The 1,473-nt window shown below is 35.0% G+C and carries 3 protein-coding genes; 2 read left to right on the forward strand and 1 reads right to left on the reverse strand.

Translation table 11 applies throughout. The features are described 5' to 3' along the window. Positions 1-120 precede the first annotated feature (120 nt). Together LB467_RS18540 and LB467_RS18545 are read left to right on the forward strand one after the other, a co-directional pair. A complete protein-coding gene (locus LB467_RS18540) occupies positions 121-642 on the forward strand; it encodes a DinB family protein (RefSeq protein WP_224475643.1) in 522 nt (173 codons plus the stop codon). Between the two features lie 128 nt (positions 643-770). Next, positions 771-980 (forward strand): GDCCVxC domain-containing (seleno)protein, encoded by a 210-nt coding sequence (locus LB467_RS18545; RefSeq protein WP_224475644.1) that lies wholly within the window; start codon positions 771-773, stop codon positions 978-980. A gap of 49 nt (positions 981-1,029) precedes the next feature. Here the strand turns inward: LB467_RS18545 and LB467_RS19495 are convergent, their stop codons facing one another. Further along, positions 1,030-1,377 carry a DUF3179 domain-containing (seleno)protein gene (locus LB467_RS19495; protein WP_394371828.1) on the reverse strand — a complete coding sequence of 116 codons (348 nt, stop codon included), beginning with the start codon at positions 1,375-1,377 and terminating at the stop codon, positions 1,030-1,032. Positions 1,378-1,473 lie beyond the last annotated feature (96 nt).

The raw sequence follows: 1,473 nt of genomic DNA on the forward strand, positions 1-1,473 counted from the left end.
TATAGATCACCATTAAAATTGGGCCTATAGCACACTGTAAATAGTGAAAACCGGTCATAGAGCAGTAAGCCCTACGGGAGAGTTTTGGCCCTAATTGATTAAAAATAAAATAAAACACATATGAAAAGATTGTTTTTATTGGTTGTTTTATATCTTTTCTTTAACACGAATGAAGCAAACGCACAAGCTTATTTTAAAGAGGAATTCCCAAAAGTTTGGAAACGAGCAGCACATTACACAATAGCTGTGGCAGAGACAATGCCGGAAAGCTTTTATGACTCTAAAGTTTCTGTAGATGGCATGAGCTTTAAGGAACAGCAGTTACATATTGTCACTAATATTTCTTTTTTAGGCCGGTTAATTTCAGAAGAAAAAACAGCGTTTTACGATAAAGAAGATATAAATACCCTGAGCAAAGAAGAGGTTATTGGGATTTTGAAAATAGCTTTCAATTACGTGGGGGAGCTAATGGAAAATATAGAACCTGGGGAAACTTTTAAAAAAATTAAGTTTAATAATGAGGAAATATCTAAAGAAAACATTTTTTATCTAATCCGGGATCATATGACCCATCACAGAGGGCAATCGATAATTTACTTGCGCAATCAGGGTGTTAATGTTCCTAAATATATAGGATGGTAGATTGAACTGTATTTTACTTCTCAAAAACGGAATTTACGTTTAAAGATATTAAAACGATAGTACTTACATACCCCTGGAAGTTTAGACATTATTTGTATGGTATAAGTGTTAAATTTAAAAATGCTACAATGAATAAAGTTATCATAGAATCGGAAATTATCTGTCCGGAGTGTGGGCACAAAAAAGTGGAGGAGATGCCTACCGAATCCTGCCAGTTTTTTTATCAGTGCGAAAATTGTAAAAGTGTTCTTAGGCCAATAGAGGGAGATTGCTGCGTGTATTGTAGTTATGGGTCTGTGTCCTGTCCCTCGATCCAGGAGAAAAAGAATTGTTGTTAATAAACTGGAGAAATTTTTAAAATTATAAGAAAAATCACTGTCTACGGCATTATCTCGTATGTTGGTAAACTTCAGTATCTGGATTAAAAGCATACCAGGCGAACCAAAAATTGGTAATTGCCGGAAGTAAATCACCTTGTTCATTTATGATCTCTGCACTTTCGGCCTTGGAGCTATAATTGATTTTTACCTTTTGCCCGGCAAAGGTATCTTCAAGAACCTTCCCTTTTAATTTTTTTAATTCAGAGAAAGGATAAGCTTTAGTTCTTCCGTTTAATTCAATTCCGATTACGGTTTCTTTAGGCGGTAATAAATCGTTTATATTATTTACTGGAAAATATAATTGAGGAGAATTCTCATAATTAGTGGATATCTCGGATCGATTTGTGCCAGTGATTTCGGTCGGTTAGTGCCAGGCATTTCGGTTCAAATTGTGCCACTTTTGGTTTTAAGTTAAGCCTATATCGGTTCGTTTTGTGCCAGTTGTTTCGGT

The sequence above is a fragment of the Salegentibacter tibetensis genome (assembly GCF_020164485.1).
In the GTDB taxonomy this organism is placed as follows: domain Bacteria; phylum Bacteroidota; class Bacteroidia; order Flavobacteriales; family Flavobacteriaceae; genus Salegentibacter; species Salegentibacter tibetensis.